We start from the raw sequence: 18267 nt of genomic DNA, 5'->3' as shown, positions 1-18267 counted from the left end.
CGCCCGGCGCGCCGATCGTCCTAGTCCACGTCGAAGGCCAGCGACACCATGCCGCCGGGGTGGCGGTGCAGGCGTCCGGCGAGATCGAGTTCGACCAGAACCAGATAGACCGTCGCCGCCGCGACCCCGGTGTGGCGGATGATGTCGTCGATGTCGGCGGGCGAGGGGCCGAGCGCCTCGACCACCCGGGCGCGGTCGTCCTCGCCCGGCTCTTCGAACGGGGCGTCGCCGTCGCGGCCGGGTTCCTCCATCTCCGCGTCGTCATCGCCGAACATCCGTCCGGAGGGCGCCAGCGCGTCGATCACGTCGCGGCTCTCGGTGGTCACGATCGCGCCTTCCTTGAGCAACCCGTTGGTGCCGACGGCGCGCGGGTCGAGCGGCGAGCCGGGCACGGCGAAGACCAGCCGGCCGAAATCGGCCGCGCGCCGGGCGGTGATCAGCGAGCCGGAGCGTTGCGCCGCCTCGATCACCACCAGGCCGAGGCCGATGCCGGCGATCAGCCGGTTGCGCCGCGGAAAGTCCCGTGCCCTGGGCTCCCAGCCCATCGGCATCTCGCTGACGGCGAGGCCGCGGCCCGACGTGATCTCGCGGTAGAGATCGAGATTTTCCGGCGGGTAAGGCTGGTCGAGCCCGCCGGCCAGCGCCGCGATGGTGCCGGTCTCGAGGCTCGCCCGGTGCGCCGCCGCGTCGATGCCGCGCGCCATGCCCGAGACCACTGCATAGCCCGCCGCGCCCAGCTCCCGCGCCATCCGTGCCGCCATCTTGGCGCCGGTGACCGAGGCATTGCGCGCGCCGACGATGCCGACGGCGGGCGCGGTGGCAAGCGACAGATCGCCCTTGGCCGCAATCAGCGGCGGCGCGCCGTCGATGCGGCGGAGCGCGAGGGGGTAGTCCGGTTCGCCGATGCCGAGGAAGACCGCGCCGAAGCGGCGGGCGGCCTCGAGCTCGGCTTCCGCATCCGCAACGCTTGCCACCTTGATCGCGCGCGCCGCCCCGCCGCGCCGCGACAGTTCCGGCAACTGCTCGATCGCCGCCTCGGCGGAGCCGAAATGATTGATGAGATCCCGGAAGGTGGCGGGGCCGACATTGTCGGAGCGGATCAGGCGCAGCCAGGAGAGCCGCTGGCGGTCGGAAAGGATGACACCGCGTCTCCCTTCGCCGCCGGGGGACATCAGCCCTTGTCCCCGATCCGGCCTTCGGTGCCGGCGATGAGCCGCGAGATGTTCTCGTGATGCTTGAGGATCGTGATCAGCGACAGGACCACGAACAGCGAGCCGACCTCTGGCCGGCCGAACAGGTAGAGCGCGGCGGGCACCGCCACGGCCGCCGTCAGCGCCGCGAGCGAGGAATAGCGGAACAGTTTCGCCATGCCGAGCCAGACCACGGCGAAGACCGGCACGATCACCGGCGCCAGGCCGAGCAGCACGCCGAGATAGGTGGCCACGCCCTTGCCGCCCTTGAATTTGAGCCAGACCGGATAGAGATGCCCCAGAAACGCGCCGAGACCGGCGATCAGCGCCGCTTCGAGGCCGAGCAACTGCTGCGCCGCGATCACCGGCACCGTGCCCTTGAGCGCATCGGCGAGCAGCGTCAGCGCCGCGATCTTCTTGTTGCCGGTGCGCAGCACATTGGTGGCGCCGATATTGCCCGAGCCGATCTTGCGCACGTCGCCGAGGCCCGCCATGCGCGTGAGAATGAGCCCGAACGGGATCGAGCCGCACAGGTAGCCCGCAAGCAGCGCGCCGAGCATTTGCGGCGTCGAAAGCGTCCAATGGATCAGATCGGGCACGAAGGTCTTCTCCTGAAACGGGCTTGCGCGGAACCGGCGCTAACGCGCGGGGTCAGGCGCGGTGAACTGTGACACCTGCAACCAGTGTTTGCAACACCTTGCCGGTAAAACGCGCGTCCTCGAACGGGCTGTTCTTGGACTTCGACACGATGTCGTCCTTGGACAGGACCCAGGGGTAATCCGGGTCGATCAGCGCGATGTCGGCACGCGCGCCCGGCTTGAGCGTTCCGGCATCGAGGCCGAGGATCTGCGCGGGCCGGGTCGACAGCGCGTCGATCAGGCGCATCAGCGGCACATCGCCGGAATGGTGCAGCCTCAGCGAAGCCGCAAGCAGCGTTTCGAGTCCGATCGCGCCGTTTTCGGCATCGGCGAAGGGCAGGCGCTTGGTATCGACGTCCTGCGGATCGTGCGCCGAGACGATGATGTCGATCACGCCTTCGGCCAGGGCCGCCACCATGGCGCGCCGGTCGTCCTCGGTCCTGAGCGGCGGCGAGAGCCGGAAGAAGGTGCGGTATTCGCCGATGTCGGTCTCGTTGAGCGTCAGGTGATTGACCGAAATGCCCGCGGTCACCGAAAGCCCGCTCGCCTTGGCGGCGCGGATCGCCTCGGCCGATTGCGGCACCGAAATGCTCATCGCGTGGTAGCGCGCCTTGGTCAGCGCCGCGAGCCTGAGGTCGCGTTCGAGCGGAATGATCTCGGCCTCGCGGGGGATTCCGGGCAGGCCGAGCCAGCTTGCGAACAGGCCCTCGTTCATCACGCCGGCGCCACCCAATCGCCGGTCCTGGGTCGCGACCGCGACCACGGCACCGAAATCGCGTGCATAGGTCATGGCGCGGCGCATCACCGCCGGATTGTCGACGGTTGCGCGGCCGTTGGAGAGCACCACCGCGCCGGCTTCGAGCAGCAGGCCGAATTCGGTCGTCTCCTCGCCGTGCAGTCCCTTGGTGAGCGCCGCCGCGGGATAAACGCGCACGATCGCCTCGTCGCGGGCGAGCCGCTCGACGAAATCGACCAGCGCCACGTCGTCGATCACCGGATCGGTGTCGGGCATCATCACGATCGAGGTGACGCCGCCCTTGGCCGCGGCGCGGCTGGCCGAGGCGATGGTCTCGCGATGCTCCGCGCCGGGTTCGCCGATATGCACGCAGGCATCGACCAGGCCCGGAACCGCGATCAGGCCGGAACAGTCCTCGATCTCGCAGCCCGCGGGCGCGGTCACATCTGCGCCGATCGCCTCGATCCGACCGTCGACGATCAGGATGTTTCCGGTCTCGTCCCGGTCCGAGGACGGGTCGACGATCCGGACATTGGCGATCAGACGCGGCGTCATGGGTGGTTTCCTTCCGACAGCATCAGCGTCTCCATCACCGCCATGCGCACCGCCACCCCCATCTCGACCTGCATCTCGATCACGCTTTGCGGGCCGTCGGCGATGTCAGAGGCAATCTCGACGCCGCGATTCATCGGCCCGGGATGCATCACCAGCGCGTCCGCCTTGGCCGCGCGCAGCTTTTGGGCATCGAGCCCGTAATAGCGGAAATATTCGCGGATCGAGGGGACGAAGGAGCCCGCCATGCGTTCGCGCTGGAGCCTCAGCATCATCACCACATCGGCGTCGCGCAGCCCGTCCTCCATGTTCTGGAACACCTCGACGCCCATGTCGGCAATGCCCGAGGGCAGCAGCGTCGAAGGCGCGATCACGCGGACGCGGGCGCCGAGCTGGTTCAACAGAATGATGTTCGAGCGCGCCACGCGCGAATGCAGCACGTCGCCGCAGATGGCGACCGTCAGCCGCGCGATCCGGCCCTTGGTGCGGCGGATGGTGAGCGCGTCGAGCAGCGCCTGGGTCGGGTGCTCGTGGGCGCCGTCGCCGGCATTGATCACGGGGCAGCCGACCTTCTGCGCGAGCAGCGCCACCGCGCCGGCCGAGGAGTGCCGCACCACCAGCACATCCGGGTGCATGGCGTTGAGCGTCATCGCCGTATCGATCAGGGTCTCGCCCTTCTTGACGCTCGAATTGGCCACCGACATATTCATCACGTCGGCGCCGAGCCGCTTGCCGGCCAGTTCGAACGAGGCCTGGGTACGGGTCGAAGCCTCGAAGAACAGGTTGATCTGGGTGAGGCCGCGCAGTGTCGAGGTCTTCTTGTCCCGCCGGCGCGAAATCTGCACGGCTTCGTCGGCGCGATCGAGTAGATAGAGGATGTCCGGCTCCGAAAGCCCCTTGATTCCGAGAAGGTGGCGGTGCGGAAATGACATCATGCGTCCCATGGGATTGAGGTCTTCGGCAGTCTTGGGGGGTCTATAGAAAGGTTCCGGGACAGGAGCAAGCAGGCCGCGGCCTTAAATCCGCGCTGTCCCCATGCAAAACCATGCGAATCCCTGTATGCGAGGACGGATGAGCCCTATCCAAGCGTTTGGCCCGCAGGCCGAGAACCAGAGCCCGCCCTATTCCGGGCACAATGCCTATCGCGCCGATCCGCTGCTGAAGGATATCGCGGCCGACATGCCGCGTGCGCTCCGGGACGATTTCGAGACGGTGGGCAAATATGTGGCCTCCGCGGAGGCGCAGGATCTCGCGCGCATCGCCAACCGCGCGGTGCCCGAACTCAAGACCCACGACGCCTCTGGCAACCGCATCGACCAGGTGGATTTCCATCCGAGCTGGCATGCGCTGATGCGCCGCTCCGTCGCTGCCGGGCTTCAGGGCTCGGTCTGGGAAGGCCGCCGCGAGGAGAAGGGGCTCGCCCACCAGGCCCGCGCCATCCGGTTCTATCTGACCGCCGGGCTCGAATGCGGGCACCTGTGCCCGCTGACCATGACCAACGCTTCGATTGCCGCGATCATGGCTTCGCCGCGCATCGAGAAGGCCTGGGCGCCGCAGATCGTCTCGCGCCGCTACGATTCGAGCCATCGCCCGGCGATGCAGAAATCCGGCGTGACCATCGGCATGGGCATGACCGAGAAGCAGGGCGGCACCGATGTGCGCGCCAATGTGAGCACGGCCGAACGCGTCGGCGAAGGCGTCTACCGGCTGTCGGGGCACAAGTGGTTCATGTCGGCGCCGATGTCGGACGCCTTCGTGATGCTTGCCAGGACCGGCACGGACGAGGGTGAGCTCAGCTGCTTCCTGGTGCCGCGCATCCTCGAGGACGGCAGCCTCAACGGCCTCAGGCTGCAACGGCTCAAGGACAAGCTCGGCAACCGGTCCAATGCCTCCGCCGAGGTCGAGTTCGACAACACCTTCGGCTTCCGGCTCGGCGGGGAGGGCGAGGGCATTCGCACCATTCTCGACATGGTGACGATGACGCGGCTCGACTGCGCGCTCGCCTCGTCGGGCATGATGCGCGCGAGCCTGGCCGAAGCGGTGCATCACTGCCGCCACCGCCGGGTGTTCGGACAATTGCTGATCGACCAGCCGCTGATGATCCGGGTGCTTGCCGATCTCGCGCTCGAGACTGCCGCCGCCACCGCGCTGTCGATGCGGCTTGCCCGTGCCTTCGATCTCGCGCGCGACAATCCCGCCGAAGCCGCCATCGCCCGGCTGATGACCCCGGTGGTCAAATACTGGTGCTGCAAGATCGCGCCTTCCGTCATCTACGAGGTGATGGAGTGTCTCGGCGGCAACGGTTATGTCGAGGAGCGCGCGATCGCGCGCCACTACCGCGAGGCGCCGGTCAACGCGATCTGGGAAGGCTCGGGCAATGTCATGGCGCTCGATGTGCTCAGGGTCCTGACCCGCGGCCGCGACCTGTGCGAGGTGGCGCTCGAAAGCATCAATGCCGATCTGGGGGGCGCCGGCCCGCGCACCGTCGACGTGCTGCGCGCCTGCATGGCGGTGGCCGAACGCGACGAGGGCGCGGCGCGGCTCCTGACCGAGCAGCTGGCGCTTGCCGCCGCCGCCGCGGAACTGACCCGGCTCGGCGCCGGCCATGTGGCGGAAGCCTTTGTCGAGACCCGGCTCGGCGGCGCCTGGCGCTCCACCTACGGCATGCTCGACGCCCGCTTCGACGCGCGCCAGATCGTCGACCTTCTCTATCCGCCGGTCGCCTGATCAGCCGAACACCGCCGCCGCCAGCCACAGGGCGGCTGGAATGGTCAGGAACGAGGCGGCCGTCTGCACGGTGGCGGCCGCCGCGTAAAGCCGGGTGTCGCCGCCCATCTGCCGGGCGAGCACATAGCCGTTCATGGCGGTGGGCACGGCCGCGCACAGCACCAGGATGACCGCGGCTTCCCCGGTAAGCCCGAGGGCCAGCGCCACGGCGGTCATCACCAGGGGAAACAGCACGAGCTTCAGCGCCGTCGAGGCCAGCACCGCCGGGCTGGGGCGCAGCGCGTCGGTGACGATCAGGCCGGCGCCGACCATCAGAAGGTTGAGACCCAGCGCCGCGCGGGCGATCAGGTTCATCCCCTGTTCGAGCGGCGGATAGATGCCGTACGGCAGGGCATTGACCATCATTCCGGCCACGCAGGCGATGATCAGCGGATTGGAAACGGTGCGCCGGGCGAGCATCGAGAGGCTGCGCGTGCCCGATCCGTACCAGACCAGCATGGCGACATTGATGAGGTTGAGCGGGATGATGATGACCGCCATGACCAGCGCCACCAGCGCAAGCCCGGTCGTGCCGCTGAGCCGTTCGGCGATGGCGAGCGCGATGAAGGCGTTCCAGCGCGTCGCCGTCTGGAACAGCGAGGTGTAGCGCGGATTGTCGAGCCCGCGCGCCTGCGCCAGTGGATGGATCGCCAGCGCCAGCGTGGCCATCACCCCCACCGCGATCAGCGCCGCGAGCGCCACCGCGCCGAGTTCGAGGCTCGAGAAATCGGCGGTGGCGAGCGTGACGAACAGCAGCATCGGGAAGAACAGGTAGTAGCCCAGCGTCTCGAGCCCGGGCCAGACGCTCTGGTCGACAAAGGGCGCACGTTTGAGCGCCATGCCCAGCAGCATGACGAGGAAGATCGGCAGGATGCTTTCGAAAATCGCGATCATGGCAGGGCAGGGGCGCAGCGGCTGGAGATGGCGGGCAACCGCGGCGCGGCTGGATGGTTCCCCGGTCATAAGCGGCGCGACGCCGGTCGGCAATGGTCGCGTTAACCTTAACAAATGGTTTACATTGCGCGGGCTGCCCCCGGCGTCCATGCTGGCGGCCGGGCCGTGCACCGCATGCCCCGAGCCTTGGGAATGACAATGATTTCGAGCCGATTGCTTTTCACCGCTATCACGCTGTTCTGGATCAGTTTTCTGTCATTGCTGGCGCTTGTCGTGACCTATGCGCCGCATGGCGGGGTCGAGATCGCGGGCCTTCGGCTGTTTGCCGGAACCGGTCTGGTCGACGCCGCGATCGCGGCGATGCAGCGAATCGGCCTCGGCCCATTCGGGCGCAGCGTCGGCTTCGGCATCCTCGGTGGTCTCAACATCGCCGCGGCCGGGCTGATGCTATTTGCGATGATGTTCGGCGCGCTCGGCGAAGCCCTCGAACAGCGGCAGGCGAGGCCGCTGGCCGAGGGAGCGACGGCCTGCGCCGCGGCCGCCGCGGCACTGGTCGTGGCCGTGTCCTTTGCCGGCGGCGAGGCGGGGGCGCTGCTGGTCTTGCAGCTGACCGCGCTCGGTGGGCTGCTGCTCACGCTTTCCTCCTTCGCGCGGATTGCCGCGGATGCCGGCAGGGCAGAGGGGGCGGCTGACGATCTCGACGCGGTGATTGCCGAACACGCGGCCAGCCACGCCGCCTTCAGCGCCCGGCTTGCGGCCTTCACCCGCAGCGGAGCGGGCTCATGAAACTGTTCCTGCTGCTCTGGATCCTGCCGATCGTGCTTCTGGGAAGCTGGTACGGCCTGTCCTACTACGACATCAATTTCGGCTACCGGATCCTCAGCCGCGACCTGCACGACCTGGTGTTCATCATCTACGGCAACATGCTCGGGCTTCCACCCCAGGCGGTTCCGCCGCTGGTGCTCAAGGCCGTGATCGTGGATTCGTTCCTGGTGCTCGGGTTCATCGTCCTCAAGCGCCGCCGCCGTCAGATCTGGGCAGCGCTCAAGGCGTTTTTCGCCCCCGTCACGGCGCGGTTTCGCGGCGCCGGCGAGACCGAAGCGGCCCCGCAGCCCGATTGAAGCCGGGCGATTGCTGTTAATCCCGGTTGTCTTCGGATTCCAGGGCCGCCGCGCGGCGCAGGCCTGAGAGCCGGTCGAGCGCACCCTGCAGGATGAAGCTTGCCGCGGCCGAGTCGATCCGCTCCTTCCGCTTCTTGCGCGACACGTCCATTTCGATGAGCGCCCGTTCCGCGGCGACCGTCGACAGCCGCTCGTCCCAGAACACGAAGGGCAGGTCGGATTTTTCGGCCATGGAGCGCACGAAGGCGCGGGTGGCCTGCACCCGCGGGCCTTGCGAGCCGTCCATGTTGACCGGAAGCCCGATCACCGCGGCGCGGACATTGTCGCGCGCAAGCGCTTCGAGCAGCACCTGCGCATCGATCGTGAACTTCCGGCGCTTGATCACCGGTCGCGGCGTGGCGAGGCTCAGCGACAGGTCCGACACCGCAAGCCCGATGGTCTCGGTGCCGAGATCGATCCCGGCGATGGTCTCTCCGGGGGCGATCAGGGTCGCGAGTTCCTCGATGGTGATGGCGGCCACGGGCTGTCCTAGCGCTTGCGCACGAATTCGGTGCGCAGCACGAGTCCCTTGATGGCGTCGTGCCGGCAGTCGATCTCTTCGGGATTGTCGGTGAGCCGGATCGACTTGATGACGGTGCCCTGCTTGAGCGTCTGTCCGGCGCCCTTGACCTTGAGGTCCTTGATCAGCGTCACCGAATCGCCGTCGGCCAGCACGTTGCCGGCCGAATCGCGCACGGCCGAGGCGGCCGCGGCTTCCGCAGCCAGTTCCGATGCCGGGCGCCATTCGCCTGTCGTCTCGTCATAGACATAATCGTCGTCGGCCATGGGTGCCTCGCTGGAGTGGTTGCAGGTGGGATGCCGTCGCATAGCCCAGCCGGGCCGCGCGCGCAACAAGGGGGCACACCCGCGCGCATCGGGGCCACGGCCTGCAATGGCCAAGGCCGGTGCGATCCGTTAGGATCGGGCAAACGCACAAGGAGACAGACACCGTGAACATCACCTGGCTCGGCCATTCCGCCTTCCGTCTCGAAACCGCCCGCTCGACCATCCTGATCGACCCGTTTTTCACCGGCAATCCCGGTTTTCAGGGCAATGACCGCAAGGACGCGGTCAAGGGCGTGACCCATATCCTTCTGACCCACGGCCATGGCGACCATGTCGGCGATACCGCCGCGATCGCCAAGGAAACCGGCGCCACCGTGCTTGCCAATGCCGATCTCGCCGGATGGCTCGGCCATCACCACGGCCTCGACCGCATCGAGCAGGGCAACACCGGCGGCACGGTCTCGTTCGGCGATTTTTCCGCAACCTTCGTCAATGCGCTGCATTCCTCTGCCAGCATCACCTCGGACGGGGTGTCGCATTCGCTCGGCAGCGCCAACGGGCTGATGCTGCATTTCGAGGACGAGCCGGACCTTCTGCACATGGGCGACACCGACATCTTCTCCGACATGGCGCTGATCAACGAACTGCACCGCCCGGAAATCGGCCTGGTGCCGATCGGCGACCGCTTCACCATGGGCGGCGCGGTGGCCGCGCTCGCCTGCCGCCGGTTCTTCTCCTTCGCCAAGGTCATTCCCTGCCACTACGGCTCGTTCCCGATCATCGACCAGACCGCCGACACGTTCCTCGAAGCCATGGAAGAGGATGCGGCCAATGTGGTGGTGCCGAAGTCGGGGGAAACGGTCGAGGTCTGAGGTCGCCACAAAACCATGCCCCGCAGTTGCGTGGCCGCGCGCGCGCGGCTATAGCGGGGCGATCCTGTACACATGACCCGATGAGGACCCGATGTCCGTAGATCTTGCCACCGTCAAACGTGTTGCGCACCTGGCCCGCATTGCGGTCAGCGAAGAGGACGCCGCCCGCATGGAAGGCGAGCTCAACGCCATTCTGGGCTTCGTCGAACAGCTGTCCGAAGTCGATGTCGACGGCGTCGAGCCGATGACCTCGGTCACCCCGATGCAGATGCGCAAGCGCACCGACACCGTGACCGACGGCTCCAAGACCGCCGATATCCTCGCCAATGCCCCGGAAAGCGCGGAAACCTTCTTCACCGTCCCGAAGGTGGTCGAATAACGCCATGACGGTTTCGGTCGCCATTGAATCGCCGTTCCAGGACGAGGTGAAGGCGCTGGTCACAGCGCTTGACGCCCATCTGTTGCCGCTGGCGCCGGAAGAATTCCATTTCGGCCTCGACCTCGAGGAGATGGCCACGGCCGACATGACCGTGTTCGTGGCCCGCACCGAAGCCGGCGAGGCCGTGGGGCTCGGCGCGCTCAAGGATGTCGGCACCGACAAGGGGCTGCGCACCGGCGAGGTCAAGCGCATGTTCACGCTGCCCGCCGCCCGCGGCCGGCGCATCGGCGCCCTGGTGCTCGATGCAATCTGCGCGCGGGCCCGCGCGCTCGGCATCGAACGGCTGGTGCTCGAAACCGGCGTGGGCGAGGGGCTTGCCGCCGCCGTCCGGCTTTATGAAAATCACGGCTTCACCGAATGTGGCGCCGTTCTCGATTATCCCGATTCCGGCTATTCCCGGTTCTTTGAAAAGAAGTTGTCCGCATGACCGACCTTACCCGTCTGACCATCGCCGAAGCCCGTGACGAGATGGGCAAGGGCGCCTTCTCGAGCGTCGAACTGACCGAGGCCTATCTCAAGGCGATCGATGCCGCCAACGCGGCGATCAACGCCTATGTGACGGTGACCGCCGACAAGGCGCTCGACATGGCGAAGGCATCGGATGCGCGCCGCGCGGCCGGAACCGCAGGCGCGCTCGAAGGCATTCCGCTCGGCATCAAGGATCTTTACGCCACCGAAGGCGTGCACACCCAGGCCTGCAGCCACGTGCTCGACGGCTTCGAGCCGCGCTACGAATCGACGGTGACCGCCAATCTTTGGGCCGACGGCGCGGTCATGCTCGGCAAACTCAACATGGACGAATTCGCCATGGGCTCGTCCAACGAGACCTCCTATTACGGCCCGGTGATCAATCCGTGGCGCGCCGAGGGCTCGGACGCCAGGCTGGTGCCCGGCGGCTCGTCGGGCGGCTCCGCGGCGGCGGTCGCGGCCTGGCTCTGCGCGGGGGCGACGGCCACCGACACCGGCGGCTCGATCCGCCAGCCCGCGGCGTTTACCGGCACCGTCGGCATCAAGCCCACCTATGGCCGCTGCTCGCGCTGGGGCATCGCCGCCTTCGCCTCCTCGCTCGACCAGGCCGGCCCGATCGCCCGTGACGTGCGCGATGCGGCGATCCTGCTCAAGTCGATGGCCTCTGTCGACGACAAGGACACCACCTCGGTCGACCTGCCGGTGCCGGATTACGAGGCCGCGCTCGGCGGCTCGGTCAAGGGGCTGAAGATCGGCATCCCGCGCGAATACCGCATGGACGGCATGCCCGCCGAGATCGACGCGCTCTGGCAGCAGGGCATCGCCTGGCTCAAGGATGCGGGCGCCGAGATCGTCGACATCGAACTGCCGCACACCAAATATGCGCTGCCCGCCTATTACATCGTCGCGCCCGCGGAAGCCTCGTCCAACCTCGCGCGCTACGACGGTGTCCGCTACGGTCTGCGCATGCCCGGCAAGGACATCGTCGACATGTATGAGCAGACCCGCGCGGCCGGTTTCGGCCAGGAGGTCAAGCGCCGCATCATGATCGGCACCTATGTGCTCTCGGCCGGCTATTACGACGCCTATTACCTGCGCGCCCAGAAGCTGCGCACGCTGATCAAGCGCGATTTCGAACTGGCCTTCGACGCCGGCGTCGACGCGATCCTGACGCCGGCCACGCCGTCCTCCGCCTTCGCCGTGGGCGACGAGAGCCTGGCGAGCGATCCGGTCAAGATGTACCTGAACGACGTCTTCACCGTGACCGTCAACATGGCCGGCCTGCCGGGCATTGCCGTCCCCGCCGGCCTCGACCCCAAGGGCCTGCCGCTCGGCCTGCAGCTGATCGGCCGTCCCTTCGAGGAAGAAACCCTGTTCAGGACCGCCCATGTGATCGAGCAGGCGGCAGGACGGTTTGCGCCCAAGCGCTGGTGGTAAACGGCTCTGTTGATCGCATGGGTTGTTTGAGGTAGGCTTCCGGCGGGAACGCGGGGCCTGGCCATGAACAAGAAGGAACTCATCGCGGAGGTTGCCCGGAAAACCGGCATGAGCCGGCGCGACGCGGCAATTGTGGTTGACAGCTTGCTCGAAACCATCGGCCGGCAGATGAGCGACGGCGATGAGGTCGTCATCAGGGATTTCGGCAAGTTTGCCCGCAAGCAGCGCAAGCCGCAGACGGGCCGCAACCCCAGGACCGGCCAGACCATCGAGATCCCCGCCAGGGCTGTGCTGAAATTCACGCCGAGCCCAGCGTTGCTCAGCGCCATCAATGGCGGCCGGACCAGCGATCCATAGGCCGCCGCGATGGACCTGTCGAAGATCGTCGGCATTTTCGAGCGCGAATTCGCCATCGCCTATCTGGTCCCGACGCTGATTTTCGCCGTGGAACTGCACCTGATCGGGCTGGCTTTCGGGCAGGCTCTCATCCCCTTCGCCTCCGGCGCATTCAATGAAATCATCGCCGCCTCCAGCTTCATCGTCACCGTGGTTGTCTTTTCCGTCGTGTTGATGACCTTCAGTCCGCTGATCATGCGGGCGCTGCAGGGCTATGTCTGGCAGGACTATCTCGAAAGCCTGGCGCTCACCCGGCGGTTCGAGGACGACTACAATTTTCGCTTCAGGGCCGCCGTCGAGTTCCAGGCGAAGGTCGACGAGGCGCGCCGGCTGGGGCAGGAGGTGCCGCCCTTTCCGGACGGCCATGCCGACCGGCTCGACGGCGCGATCACGTCCTATCCGGACAAGACCGAGTTCTTCCTGCCGTTCCGGATCGGCAATTACCTGCGCGCCGCGGAGGTCTATCCGCGCGTGGTCTACGGGCTTGATGCGATCGGTTCGTGGCAGCGGCTGCAGACGCTGATCTCCGAGGAGCTGCGCGGCAGCATTTCCGCTGCGCGGTCGCAATTGTTCTTCGCGGCCAATGTCCTGGTGCTGACCATGATTGCGCTGGCGATCACCATCTGGCTGATGATGACGACATCGCAGTTTTCGTTTCCCGTGCTCTTGGGGCTGGGCGTGGTGCTTTATGCCGCCCGCAGTCTCGTCTTCATCAGCGGCGGCGCCTATGGCCAGGTCTTCGCGGCCGCCTATGACCTGCATCGGACCGACCTGGCCGACAAGCTGGGCCTCGAGATACCGCGCAATGCCGAAGCCGAGCGCCGCATGTGGACAGAGGTCAACCGGGTTTTCCTGTACCGCTCGCCCCATGCCTGGGACCGGCTCACGCGCTTTCGCAAGAAGGACTGATTGGCCAAGCGCTGGCGCCCGTTAGGGAGGGATGGACATCCACCCCTCCCTCGGGCCGGCAGCGGTGCGTCGCTACCGGTTGTCGAGCTGTGATCTCACCAGTTCGAGCCCCCTGCGGGTGACCTGGTAGGGCTGGCCCTTGCGCGAGCTGATCGCGCGTTTGCGCTTGAGCTTGCGGAAGGTCTCGAGGTCGAGGCCGGCAAAGAGCCAGCCCTCGCGGGTGATCAGCTTGATTTCGGCGATCTTTCGGTTGTCGTCGCGGATGAGTTCGATCCTGCCGCCCTGCGCGAGCAGGTGCAAGATCCGCTGTTCCGAGCGGGAAATGTCCATTGTCTGAAGTCCGGAAACACGCGCTCGCATGAGCGCACACCAAAACGGAGCCGGCCGGAGGGCCGGCGGCGGTTTTTGGGGTTTCGGGCCGTGCGCGGCGTCAGTGACGCGAGAAACGCAAGGCCCGCTCAGCGGGACTCCGATAAGGCGGACATCAAAACTCCATAAGGTGAATGGACATGCTTGGGATAGGCCCGTGCGCCTGTCCGGTCAAGCAGGACCGCCGTCGCAGCGCGGACGATTGATGGCGGCTGTGGCATCTTTGCCCGGCCCGGTTCGACCGGGCTCTGGCTGTGAAGACCGCGGCCGGTTTGCGGCCTTACGGGCGGGGCTTGCCGGGGCGCAGATTTTTGGCGACAGTTGCGGGGACGGCCCCGCGTGTGGCGCGGCCGCGAGTCGACGGAGCTGCCGCCATGCTCGCCATTCGGCCTGCCGCGTCCGCCGAAGCCCAGGATCTCGCCGGGATCGGGCTGGCGGCCTGGGAAATCGCCATCAGCGTGTGGGGCGAGGATGCGGGCCGCCTGCGCGAGAACGCTCGCAACGCCTATTACGATTTCTGCACGAGCCACTGGCCCGATATTCTCGTTGCCGAATGGGACGGGGAGCTTGCCGGCTGGGGATCGTGCGAGAAGGCGGATGATTTCATCACCGATCTCTGGGTGCATCCGGACTTTCAGGGCAGGGGCATCGGCACCGCGCTCCTGGCCGAGATCGAGGCGCAGATCCGCGAGCGCGGCTATCCCGCAGCCCGGCTCGACACCCATGCCCACAACACCGGCGCGATCCGGCTCTACAAGCGCCAGGGCTATCGGGTCAGATCCTATTTCGTCGCCTATTCCGAGCCGCTCGACGCCGATATCGACAAGGTCGAGATGGTCAAGGATTTCGGACAGCCCATCGCACCGCAGGCGGAGGGCGATGACGGGCTGTACGGACCTTGAGCCGCGGGCCGGCAGACATGCGCGGACAAAAAAGACCCGGAGACGGACGACCGCTCCGGGTTTCAAAGGTGGGCAAAGACATCTCTGCCTAGAGGGAGCTGAGAAATCAGGTCACGGGTTGCTTTTCATGGGCCATGTTCTCGAGAACCCGTTCGAAGAGGTCATGGTTGCGACAAAAGCCCGGGGCTTCGTCAGGATGGGATTCGTTGGCGAGCCAGTGCTCGCAGGAGTCGGGGCGGTCGCACAGCAGGCAGCGGTTGGCCGCCCGGCGCAGGACGCCGGCATGGTCCGGCATCTTCCACATTTCCTCCTCGACGCCGAGTTTCTTCATCATGGCGTCCATCAGGTCTGCCTGCTGCGTCAAACGGCCGAAAATGTCGAGCACGCTCATGATCCTCTCCTCTCAAACTTTGAGTGGAAACTCGCACACCCATACAGCCTGTGCATTGATCTTGGTCAAACAAACCGCGCATGCCCCCGCCGGCGGCCCGATGGGTCTTGACCTGTGCGCGGGCAACCGCCATTAGCTTGGAAACCCGATTGTTCCTCACATCCGAATGTTGCCCATGACCCTCGTCGACACCCGCACCCCCGATCCCAAACGGCTCATCCCCGGCGCCACCGGCGACTGGGAAGTGATCATCGGTCTGGAAGTGCACGCCCAGGTGACCAGCGCGTCCAAGCTGTTCTCCGGCGCGCCGACCACCTTCGGCAACGACGCCAATTCCAATGTGAGCCTCGTCGACGCGGCGATGCCGGGCATGCTGCCGGTGATCAACGAGGAATGCGTGCGCCAGGCCGTGCGCACCGGCTTGGGTCTCAAGGCGCAGATCAACAAGCGCTCGGTGTTCGACCGCAAGAACTATTTCTACCCGGACCTGCCGCAGGGCTACCAGATCTCCCAGTACAAGGACCCGATCGTCGGCGAGGGCAAGATCATCATCTCCGTCGGTCCCGACCGGCAGGGCCAGTTCGAGGACATCGAGATCGGCATCGAGCGCCTGCATCTGGAGCAGGACGCCGGCAAGCTGATGCATGACCAGCACCCCTCGATGTCCTATGTCGATTTGAACCGCTCCGGCGTGGCGCTGATGGAGATCGTCTCCAAGCCCGACATCCGCTCGGCCGACGAGGCGCGCGCCTATGTCACCAAGCTGCGCTCGATCCTGCGCTATCTCGGCACCTGCGACGGCAACATGGACGAGGGCTCGCTGCGCGCCGACGTCAACGTGTCGGTGAGGAAGCCCGGCGGCGAGTTCGGCACCCGCTGCGAGATCAAGAACGTCAACTCGATCCGCTTCGTGGGCCAGGCGATCGAATCGGAAGCGCGCCGGCAGATCGCCATCATCGAGGACGGCGGGACGATCGACCAGGAAACCCGGCTGTTCGACCCGCAGAAGGGCGAGACCCGGTCGATGCGCTCCAAGGAAGACGCGCATGACTACCGCTATTTCCCCGATCCCGACCTGCTGCCGCTCGAATTCGACGACGCCTTCGTCGAGGAACTGGCCGCGCATCTGCCGGAACTGCCCGACGACAAGAAGGCCCGCTTCGTGGCCGACATGGGCCTGAGCGTCTATGACGCCTCGATCCTGGTCTCGGAAAAGGCGATTGCCGATTATTACGAGGAAGTGGCCGCCGGTCGCGACGCCAAGGCGGCCGCCAACTGGGTCATCAACGACCTTCTGGGCGCCTTGAACAAATCCGGCAAAGGCATTGAAGAGACTCCGGTTTCGCCCGCCCAGCTTGGCGGGGTGATCGACCTGATCAAGGACGGCACCATCTCCGGCAAGATCGCCAAGGACCTGTTCGAGATCATCTGGGCAGAGGGCGGCGACCCGGCCGAAGTGGTCGAAAAGCGCGGCATGAAGCAGGTCACCGACACCGGCGCCATCGAAAAGGCGGTCGACGAGGTGATCGCGGCCAACCCCGACCAGGTCGCCAAGGCCCAGGCCAAGCCCGCGCTTGCCGGCTGGTTCGTGGGCCAGGTGATGAAGGCCACCGGCGGCAAGGCCAACCCGAAGGCCGTGCAGGACCTGGTCAAGGCCAAGCTCGGCATCGTCGAGGAATAGGCGGACCATGTTCTTCGTCCGTTCGGCCTCCGCCCGCGATCTTGCGGCGATCCGCGACGTGCTGGCGGAAACCTGGCGGGCGACCTACGCGCCGTTCTATGGCGCGGCCAAGGTCGAGGACATCATCGCCGAGTGGCATTCCGAAGCCCAGATCCGCGCCAATCTCGACCGGCCGGGCGGTGAGTTCCTGGTGGCCGATGACGGCCAGATGATCGGTGGCGTGTGCTTTGCGAGCTATGCGCCCGACACCCGCACGGTGATGCTGCACCAGCTCTATGTGCGCCCCGAATGCCAGGGGCTCGGCATCGGTCGCGACCTGTTCGCCGAAATCGAGACCTGTTTTCCCGGTGCACGCACGCTGTCGCTCGAAGTCGATCCCGACAACGAGCCGGCGATGGCGTTCTACAAGGCCCACGGCATGGCCGAAACCGGCCGCACCGACAATTGCGGCAGGCACGAATCGGGAATCCCCGCAGTGATCATGAGCAAGGATCTTGCCGGCTGACCGCATCGGCGCCGCCTGACGCCTGATTCCTCGAGCCTGATTCCTGGCGCGGAGGCGCTGCAGCGATTTTCGTTGGCCTCGCGCCGCGAATGTGACACCAATGCAAACGGTCCCTGCCGGGGCTTGTACGCTTCTCCATCCGAGGTTCATCGGCCGATGACGACACCCATCGAAATCCGCCGCGCACTGCGCGATGATGTGGCGGCGATTGCCGCGATGTTTGCGAGCGATACGCTCGGCGGCCATGGCGACAGCGCCGATCCGGCCGACCTGCCGGCTTATCTGGCGGCCTTCGACCGCATTGCCGCAAGCGCGAATGATGCGCTTTATGTCGCGGTGCTCGAGGGCGAGGTGGTGGGCACCTTCCAGACCACGCTGATCACCTCGCTCACGGGCAGGGGCTCGTCGAGCATGACCATTGAGGCGGTGCATACGCGCGCCGACATGCGCGGCCGCGGCATCGGCCAGGTGATGATCAGGCACGCCATCGCCGAGGCCGAACAGGCGGGCGCGCGACTGGTGCAGCTGATGTCGAATGCCCGCCGGGTCGACGCCCACCGCTTCTATATCGCTCTCGGCTTCACGCAGAGCCATGCCGGATTCAAGATGAAATTGCGCTGAGCATAGGCCCGGCCGCCACTGGACAAGGCGCGTCGCGCGGGCCATAAGGCGGGATGCGACGCGGCCCTGCGCACGGGCCGCCGGCTCCACGCACGAGAGGCATTCATGAAGACGCTACTTCTTCAGATATTCACCTGGTGGAACGGGCAGACCCTTGGCGTCCGCTATCACACCTGGCGCCACGGCAAGAAGGTGGGCGAGGACGCCGCCGGCAATGTCTATTACGAAGGTGGCGGCAAGGATTCCGAAGGCCGCACCCGTCGCTGGGTGGTCTATAACGGCGATGTCGAGCCCTCGCGGATTCCCGCCGGCTGGCATGGCTGGCTGCACCACCGCACCGCCGTCGCCCCCTCGCAGGAAAACTATGCCGCACGGCCCTGGGAAAAGGCGCATCAGGCCAACCTGACCGGCACCCCGCGCGCCTACCGGCCCAAGGGCTCGATCCTCAACCAGGGCGCCCGCCCGCATGTCACCGGCGACTACGACGCCTGGACCCCGAAATCCTGACACGCCGCCCCGCCTTCGGCGCAGCCATGCCACATTTCAGGGTTAACG

Annotated in this window: 23 protein-coding genes; 14 read left to right on the top strand and 9 right to left on the bottom strand. The window is 66.5% G+C overall.

Annotation, left to right across the window (positions count from 1 at the left end):
* Positions 1-20: 20 nt before the first annotated feature.
* The 4 genes from dprA to AWJ14_RS16190 all read right to left on the bottom strand — a co-directional run bounded on the left by dprA (position 21) and on the right by AWJ14_RS16190 (position 4051).
* The gene (gene dprA, locus AWJ14_RS16205; RefSeq protein WP_066181441.1) at positions 21-1172 is read right to left on the bottom strand and encodes a DNA-processing protein DprA; all 1152 of its coding nucleotides are present in this window, start codon (positions 1170-1172) and stop codon (positions 21-23) included.
* The gene (gene plsY, locus AWJ14_RS16200) at positions 1172-1750 is read right to left on the bottom strand and encodes a glycerol-3-phosphate 1-O-acyltransferase PlsY (protein WP_139112678.1); all 579 of its coding nucleotides are present in this window, start codon (positions 1748-1750) and stop codon (positions 1172-1174) included. Before plsY ends, dprA begins: the two co-directional genes overlap by 1 nt.
* Before the next feature lie 91 nt (positions 1751-1841).
* Complete coding sequence (locus AWJ14_RS16195; protein ID WP_066181432.1) at positions 1842-3119, bottom strand: dihydroorotase; 1278 nt, start codon at positions 3117-3119, stop codon at positions 1842-1844.
* On the bottom strand, positions 3116-4051 hold the full coding sequence (locus AWJ14_RS16190; protein WP_066181746.1) for an aspartate carbamoyltransferase catalytic subunit: 936 nt from the start codon (positions 4049-4051) through the stop codon (positions 3116-3118). The genes AWJ14_RS16195 and AWJ14_RS16190 overlap by 4 nt, the downstream gene beginning before the upstream one ends.
* A 136-nt stretch (positions 4052-4187) precedes the next feature.
* On the opposite strand from AWJ14_RS16190, the gene AWJ14_RS16185 reads away from it, so the two are divergent.
* Complete coding sequence (locus AWJ14_RS16185) at positions 4188-5843, top strand: acyl-CoA dehydrogenase family protein (protein WP_066181429.1); 1656 nt, start codon at positions 4188-4190, stop codon at positions 5841-5843.
* Here AWJ14_RS16185 and AWJ14_RS16180 read toward each other — a convergent pair whose 3' ends face one another.
* Positions 5844-6776, bottom strand: coding sequence for an AEC family transporter (locus tag AWJ14_RS16180; RefSeq protein WP_066181423.1), 933 nt, complete (start codon positions 6774-6776; stop codon positions 5844-5846).
* Positions 6777-6989: 213 nt separating this feature from the next.
* Between AWJ14_RS16180 and AWJ14_RS16175 the strand changes: the two genes are divergently transcribed.
* Positions 6990-7562, top strand: a complete 573-nt coding sequence (locus tag AWJ14_RS16175; protein WP_066181420.1) for a hypothetical protein — start codon at positions 6990-6992, stop codon at positions 7560-7562.
* On the top strand, positions 7559-7897 hold the full coding sequence (locus tag AWJ14_RS16170; RefSeq protein ID WP_066181417.1) for a DUF6105 family protein: 339 nt from the start codon (positions 7559-7561) through the stop codon (positions 7895-7897). The genes AWJ14_RS16175 and AWJ14_RS16170 overlap by 4 nt, the downstream gene beginning before the upstream one ends.
* Positions 7898-7913: 16 nt before the next feature.
* On the opposite strand, the gene ruvX is transcribed toward AWJ14_RS16170, so the two are convergent.
* Together ruvX and AWJ14_RS16160 are read right to left on the bottom strand one after the other, a co-directional pair.
* Complete coding sequence (gene ruvX, locus AWJ14_RS16165; RefSeq protein ID WP_066181414.1) at positions 7914-8417, bottom strand: Holliday junction resolvase RuvX; 504 nt, start codon at positions 8415-8417, stop codon at positions 7914-7916.
* Positions 8418-8425: 8 nt separating this feature from the next.
* The gene (locus AWJ14_RS16160; RefSeq protein ID WP_066181411.1) at positions 8426-8722 is read right to left on the bottom strand and encodes an alkylphosphonate utilization protein; all 297 of its coding nucleotides are present in this window, start codon (positions 8720-8722) and stop codon (positions 8426-8428) included.
* A 164-nt stretch (positions 8723-8886) separates the two neighbouring features.
* On the opposite strand from AWJ14_RS16160, the gene AWJ14_RS16155 reads away from it, so the two are divergent.
* The 6 genes from AWJ14_RS16155 to AWJ14_RS16130 all read left to right on the top strand — a co-directional run bounded on the left by AWJ14_RS16155 (position 8887) and on the right by AWJ14_RS16130 (position 13243).
* Entirely contained in the window at positions 8887-9594 is a 708-nt protein-coding gene (locus tag AWJ14_RS16155) for a metal-dependent hydrolase (protein ID WP_066181409.1), read from the top strand.
* A 91-nt stretch (positions 9595-9685) separates the two neighbouring features.
* Positions 9686-9973 carry an Asp-tRNA(Asn)/Glu-tRNA(Gln) amidotransferase subunit GatC gene (gene gatC, locus AWJ14_RS16150; protein ID WP_066181405.1) on the top strand — a complete coding sequence of 96 codons (288 nt, stop codon included), beginning with the start codon at positions 9686-9688 and terminating at the stop codon, positions 9971-9973.
* Between the two features lie 4 nt (positions 9974-9977).
* Positions 9978-10460 (top strand): GNAT family N-acetyltransferase, encoded by a 483-nt coding sequence (locus tag AWJ14_RS16145; RefSeq protein ID WP_066181402.1) that lies wholly within the window; start codon positions 9978-9980, stop codon positions 10458-10460.
* On the top strand, positions 10457-11938 hold the full coding sequence (gene gatA / locus AWJ14_RS16140) for an Asp-tRNA(Asn)/Glu-tRNA(Gln) amidotransferase subunit GatA (protein ID WP_066181400.1): 1482 nt from the start codon (positions 10457-10459) through the stop codon (positions 11936-11938). Before AWJ14_RS16145 ends, gatA begins: the two co-directional genes overlap by 4 nt.
* 63 nt (positions 11939-12001) lie before the next feature.
* On the top strand, positions 12002-12295 hold the full coding sequence (locus AWJ14_RS16135; RefSeq protein WP_066181397.1) for an HU family DNA-binding protein: 294 nt from the start codon (positions 12002-12004) through the stop codon (positions 12293-12295).
* Positions 12296-12304: 9 nt separating this feature from the next.
* On the top strand, positions 12305-13243 hold the full coding sequence (locus tag AWJ14_RS16130) for a hypothetical protein (protein ID WP_066181394.1): 939 nt from the start codon (positions 12305-12307) through the stop codon (positions 13241-13243).
* Positions 13244-13315: 72 nt separating this feature from the next.
* Here the strand turns inward: AWJ14_RS16130 and AWJ14_RS16125 are convergent, their stop codons facing one another.
* Positions 13316-13573, bottom strand: coding sequence for a YjhX family toxin (locus AWJ14_RS16125; RefSeq protein ID WP_066181390.1), 258 nt, complete (start codon positions 13571-13573; stop codon positions 13316-13318).
* A gap of 413 nt (positions 13574-13986) precedes the next feature.
* On the opposite strand from AWJ14_RS16125, the gene AWJ14_RS16120 reads away from it, so the two are divergent.
* Entirely contained in the window at positions 13987-14514 is a 528-nt protein-coding gene (locus tag AWJ14_RS16120) for a GNAT family N-acetyltransferase (RefSeq protein ID WP_066181388.1), read from the top strand.
* Between the two features lie 106 nt (positions 14515-14620).
* Here the strand turns inward: AWJ14_RS16120 and AWJ14_RS16115 are convergent, their stop codons facing one another.
* Complete coding sequence (locus AWJ14_RS16115) at positions 14621-14905, bottom strand: DUF6455 family protein (protein WP_066181386.1); 285 nt, start codon at positions 14903-14905, stop codon at positions 14621-14623.
* Positions 14906-15080: 175 nt separating this feature from the next.
* On the opposite strand from AWJ14_RS16115, the gene gatB reads away from it, so the two are divergent.
* The 4 genes from gatB (at position 15081) to AWJ14_RS16095 (ending at position 18219) form a co-directional block, all read left to right on the top strand.
* Positions 15081-16586, top strand: a complete 1506-nt coding sequence (gatB, locus tag AWJ14_RS16110; RefSeq protein ID WP_066181384.1) for an Asp-tRNA(Asn)/Glu-tRNA(Gln) amidotransferase subunit GatB — start codon at positions 15081-15083, stop codon at positions 16584-16586.
* Between the two features lie 7 nt (positions 16587-16593).
* Positions 16594-17091, top strand: a complete 498-nt coding sequence (locus AWJ14_RS16105; protein WP_066181382.1) for a GNAT family N-acetyltransferase — start codon at positions 16594-16596, stop codon at positions 17089-17091.
* A gap of 156 nt (positions 17092-17247) precedes the next feature.
* Complete coding sequence (locus AWJ14_RS16100; RefSeq protein WP_066181379.1) at positions 17248-17712, top strand: GNAT family N-acetyltransferase; 465 nt, start codon at positions 17248-17250, stop codon at positions 17710-17712.
* Positions 17713-17817: 105 nt separating this feature from the next.
* Complete coding sequence (locus AWJ14_RS16095; protein WP_066181376.1) at positions 17818-18219, top strand: NADH:ubiquinone oxidoreductase subunit NDUFA12; 402 nt, start codon at positions 17818-17820, stop codon at positions 18217-18219.
* The last annotated feature ends 48 nt before the right edge of the window (positions 18220-18267 follow it).

This window comes from Parahoeflea olei, from assembly GCF_001703635.1.
In the GTDB taxonomy this organism is placed as follows: domain Bacteria; phylum Pseudomonadota; class Alphaproteobacteria; order Rhizobiales; family Rhizobiaceae; genus Hoeflea; species Hoeflea olei.
Note: the sequence above shows the minus strand (reverse complement) of the source record. Positions and strands in the feature narration are given on the sequence as shown.

Bases quoted from the DNA above. Each gene is read 5' to 3' on its own strand.
- dprA (WP_066181441.1), bottom strand. From the start codon at position 1,172: ATGTCCCCCGGCGGCGAAGGGAGACGCGGTGTCATCCTTTCCGACCGC.
- plsY (WP_139112678.1), bottom strand. From the start codon at position 1,750: ATGCTCGGCGCGCTGCTTGCGGGCTACCTGTGCGGCTCGATCCCGTTC.
- AWJ14_RS16195 (WP_066181432.1), bottom strand. From the start codon at position 3,119: ATGACGCCGCGTCTGATCGCCAATGTCCGGATCGTCGACCCGTCCTCG.
- AWJ14_RS16190 (WP_066181746.1), bottom strand. From the start codon at position 4,051: ATGATGTCATTTCCGCACCGCCACCTTCTCGGAATCAAGGGGCTTTCG.
- AWJ14_RS16185 (WP_066181429.1), top strand. From the start codon at position 4,188: ATGAGCCCTATCCAAGCGTTTGGCCCGCAGGCCGAGAACCAGAGCCCG.
- AWJ14_RS16180 (WP_066181423.1), bottom strand. From the start codon at position 6,776: ATGATCGCGATTTTCGAAAGCATCCTGCCGATCTTCCTCGTCATGCTG.
- AWJ14_RS16170 (WP_066181417.1), top strand. From the start codon at position 7,559: ATGAAACTGTTCCTGCTGCTCTGGATCCTGCCGATCGTGCTTCTGGGA.
- AWJ14_RS16160 (WP_066181411.1), bottom strand. From the start codon at position 8,722: ATGGCCGACGACGATTATGTCTATGACGAGACGACAGGCGAATGGCGC.
- gatC (WP_066181405.1), top strand. From the start codon at position 9,686: ATGTCCGTAGATCTTGCCACCGTCAAACGTGTTGCGCACCTGGCCCGC.
- AWJ14_RS16145 (WP_066181402.1), top strand. From the start codon at position 9,978: ATGACGGTTTCGGTCGCCATTGAATCGCCGTTCCAGGACGAGGTGAAG.
- gatA (WP_066181400.1), top strand. From the start codon at position 10,457: ATGACCGACCTTACCCGTCTGACCATCGCCGAAGCCCGTGACGAGATG.
- AWJ14_RS16135 (WP_066181397.1), top strand. From the start codon at position 12,002: ATGAACAAGAAGGAACTCATCGCGGAGGTTGCCCGGAAAACCGGCATG.
- AWJ14_RS16130 (WP_066181394.1), top strand. From the start codon at position 12,305: ATGGACCTGTCGAAGATCGTCGGCATTTTCGAGCGCGAATTCGCCATC.
- AWJ14_RS16125 (WP_066181390.1), bottom strand. From the start codon at position 13,573: ATGGACATTTCCCGCTCGGAACAGCGGATCTTGCACCTGCTCGCGCAG.
- AWJ14_RS16120 (WP_066181388.1), top strand. From the start codon at position 13,987: ATGCTCGCCATTCGGCCTGCCGCGTCCGCCGAAGCCCAGGATCTCGCC.
- AWJ14_RS16115 (WP_066181386.1), bottom strand. From the start codon at position 14,905: ATGAGCGTGCTCGACATTTTCGGCCGTTTGACGCAGCAGGCAGACCTG.
- gatB (WP_066181384.1), top strand. From the start codon at position 15,081: ATGACCCTCGTCGACACCCGCACCCCCGATCCCAAACGGCTCATCCCC.
- AWJ14_RS16105 (WP_066181382.1), top strand. From the start codon at position 16,594: ATGTTCTTCGTCCGTTCGGCCTCCGCCCGCGATCTTGCGGCGATCCGC.
- AWJ14_RS16100 (WP_066181379.1), top strand. From the start codon at position 17,248: ATGACGACACCCATCGAAATCCGCCGCGCACTGCGCGATGATGTGGCG.
- AWJ14_RS16095 (WP_066181376.1), top strand. From the start codon at position 17,818: ATGAAGACGCTACTTCTTCAGATATTCACCTGGTGGAACGGGCAGACC.